Source organism: uncultured Shewanella sp. (genome assembly GCF_947495455.1).
GTDB lineage: Bacteria > Pseudomonadota > Gammaproteobacteria > Enterobacterales > Shewanellaceae > Shewanella.
Window position 1 is genome coordinate 1 of record NZ_CANLZC010000199.1, and the last position, 3,115, is coordinate 3,115.

Annotated in this window: 3 protein-coding genes; 2 read left to right on the top strand and 1 reads right to left on the bottom strand. The window is 40.4% G+C overall.

Features of this window, described 5'->3' with window-relative positions:
* Positions 1-60 precede the first annotated feature (60 nt).
* Positions 61-993: a LuxR C-terminal-related transcriptional regulator gene (locus Q0791_RS24600; protein ID WP_299011903.1), complete on the bottom strand. Its 933-nt coding sequence runs from the start codon at positions 991-993 to the stop codon at positions 61-63.
* Between the two features lie 91 nt (positions 994-1,084).
* On the opposite strand from Q0791_RS24600, the gene Q0791_RS24605 reads away from it, so the two are divergent.
* A complete protein-coding gene (locus tag Q0791_RS24605) occupies positions 1,085-1,957 on the top strand; it encodes an acetoacetate decarboxylase family protein (RefSeq protein WP_299011904.1) in 873 nt (290 codons plus the stop codon).
* A 2-nt stretch (positions 1,958-1,959) separates the two neighbouring features.
* A complete protein-coding gene (locus tag Q0791_RS24610) occupies positions 1,960-2,976 on the top strand; it encodes a ketopantoate reductase family protein (RefSeq protein ID WP_299011905.1) in 1,017 nt (338 codons plus the stop codon).
* The last annotated feature ends 139 nt before the right edge of the window (positions 2,977-3,115 follow it).

A 3,115-nucleotide genomic window follows, 5' to 3' on the forward strand; every position in this document is an offset into this window, starting at 1 on the left:
TAACTTGGCTCACTTCACAATCAGTATTCATTGTTTATGAGCCAGAAAAGTGGGGATCCCTCAGTCACGGGTATATATCTGTGCCAATTCACTGCGACTGGCAATATTCAACTTTCGGTATATTTTATAAAGGTGGTTTGACACAGTCGATGGCGCCACTCCCATTTTTTTTGCCGCCTCTTTAAAGGATAAGCCTTTCGTCACCCAATTAACGACTTCTTGCTCACGGGGACTGAGAAGATCCATAGGACGTGTTTCCCACAAAGCAATACAATACAGATCCCCAAAAGCCTCAGATGTCATCTGTAGGCCTTGCTCCAATTCAATCTGTTTATGGATCTCAAACGGCAAATGTGTCGATGCTTTTTCAGGGTAATATTGCTTTAATAATGCGATAAAGCGGGGTTCTGCCTCAAAAAAAAAGCCATATTTATCACAAATCGCTAAAGCCTCTTGTCCATGACGTTTTGTTCGCTGTGACAAATGTAAAAAGTAATAATGAGAAGCGCCACTCACAAGATGAAAACCTAATCGATCTAAATGCTGCCTGTCTATCAGGCTAAAAGGATTATTTTTTTCAAAACGGTAAAGACTAATGAGATTCATTATGCCTGTTGAAGGCTCAGGGATTAACACGCCAATAATACGCTCCACGCCGTACCGAGAGAAACACTCTCGATATACGGAACTGGCATAAAAATGCTCATCATCTAACACAGAATCCATATCAATGGTCACTGAAACTTGTTGTTTTAATGCATCGAAAAACGGATTAATGTGTCTTGTTTGGGCTAATGTTTGAGGATAGCTTTCCTCCACGCCCAATACATCAACACTATGAAAATCAACAGAATCGAGTCTACCACAGCCCCATAGCGCACCATCAAAGTCGATTGCTTGAGTCAACTGAGCCAACGCACGTCGACGATAACCTCCACCTCCTTTCGCCGCGAGTCGGTATAAATCTGCTATACAAAGATCGATAGTACTCATTTAACTCATCTATAGGTTATTTTTACTATTTTGATTCTATTCTATACGAGCAATACTCACACTCACTATTTCAATCTGTAAGGGTGTTTTCATGGATGTTAATTTAAACCTCAATCCCAACTTGCTGCAAAATGAAGAGAAATTCAACAATGATTTCTTTAAACGCTTCCAGTTACGACATGCCGAGAAACCACTCCAGCTGGATGAAAAAGTGGAAAAAAACTATCAATTTCCGACGTTTTACGCCGATGCTAGCTGCGCAATTGCCATTTTTCATTGTGATTATGCAGCAGCTAAAGCCATGATGCCAGATCCAAGCATGGTACCTGTAAAAATGATGAAGGGACGCTCATTGGTGATCTTTTCATGCTATGAGTACCGTCATGTCATGAATGTCGCCCCCTATAATGAAATCGCTATGACCATTCCGGTTGTCAGTGACGGAGCGATGAATATTCCTATATTGACTATGCTTAGAGGCGATAAATCGAAACATTTCGGCTATTACGTCTTTCACATGCCCGTCACTTCACTTGAAAATCGACTCAGAGGGCGGAAAATTTGGGGACTGCCTAAAGAAGTCGAACATATTAACATCACCAAAAATGATCAAAAGACAAAGATAGAAGCTGCTATTGATGGACAAGCCCCTTATCTCACTTTATCGATTCCCACTCAAGGCCAAGCTCAATCTTTTGATGTGAAATCTAACTTGCTCTCTGTTTTAAAATCTCAACGCCTTAAAAGTACAACGCAATTTAAAGGCACCTTTAATATTAATAAAAATATGAAGACCTTATTCCAAACGTCCAGTACGAATAATGGCTTGAGTCTTCAACTTGGTGATGGACCCATTGCCGATAGATTAAGAGCATTAAAAATAGAGCAAGAGGCTTTTCAATATCGTCACACAGATACCATGAATGCCTGTTTTGATTTGCCCCACGAAATAAGGAACTGTTAACTATGTCAAAACATTACCTTATTTTTGGAGCAGGAGCCATAGGTACAAGTATGGCCACTTGGCTGACTCATGGACAAATGAAAGTGAGTATATTTGATAAACAAGCCGTTAGCGAACATATCAATCAACACGGTCTCGATATTTATCATGGTGATAAGCCCAACATACGTCATCAATGTCAAGTTCAAGCTTATTGGCAACTCGCAGACGTTCCGAAACCCGATGTCATTGTGCTTTGCGTTAAAAACTACAGCTTAGACAGCGTCAGTCAACTGTTATCCACACATTTTGGCTCTGATGTACTGATTGTCGCATTGCAAAATGGCATAGAAAATCAAACGATTTTACCTCAATACTTCAATAAAGTGATTTACGGAGTATTGTGTTTTAATGCTTGGGTTGATGGTTTTGGCGTAGTCGGTTATCAAAAAAAAGGCCCTATCGCACTGGGACACAATGGCGGTGTCACGGATGAAGAGATTAAACGAGTAACTCAGGATTTTAATAAAGGCGTCGAAAGCCTTGTCTATCCAAATCTTGCTGATGCCGCACATTGTAAAATTGTCATCAACTTAGCCAACTCCTTGACGACACTCGTGGCTTTACATCAAAACGATCAATCTAAAAGTAAGAAATTTCAAAAGCTATTAACCCGCATGACTTATGAAGGGGTAAAAGTAATGAAAGCCGCTGGATTTAAAGAAAGTCAATTGGGCGGCATGCCCAGCTGGAGACTCATCACTGCAGCTGGCCTATTACCCGCCTTTTTGACGCGTAAAGCCTATTTAAAAAATCTCAAAAAGCTCGTGATTTCCAGTATGGCTCAAGATATCATCATCAATGGCAACAGTGCATCAGAATTGGAAACCATTAATGGTTATGTCATCCAACTCGCGAAACAATATCATGTGGATATTCCCGTTAATCAAGCTATTTATTCCCTCTGTCAAGACGCCTTTAACCGGCAACCTTTTACGCCTATTTCAGTGGACACCATTTGGGAAAAAGTGGCCTTATAACGACTCTAACAACTCAATCGAGTCAGCCAACAAAAAAGGTAGTGCTGTAATACCAACTCTACTATATAAGTGATCTTTCAGCGGGAATTCAACATGCTGTAGGCAAGGCAGATGATTGAAGCTAATAGTGATTCTATAT

Bases quoted from the DNA above. Each gene is read 5' to 3' on its own strand.
- Q0791_RS24610 (WP_299011905.1), top strand. From the start codon at position 1,960: ATGTCAAAACATTACCTTATTTTTGGAGCAGGAGCCATAGGTACAAGT.
- Q0791_RS24605 (WP_299011904.1), top strand. From the start codon at position 1,085: ATGGATGTTAATTTAAACCTCAATCCCAACTTGCTGCAAAATGAAGAG.
- Q0791_RS24600 (WP_299011903.1), bottom strand. From the start codon at position 993: ATGAGTACTATCGATCTTTGTATAGCAGATTTATACCGACTCGCGGCG.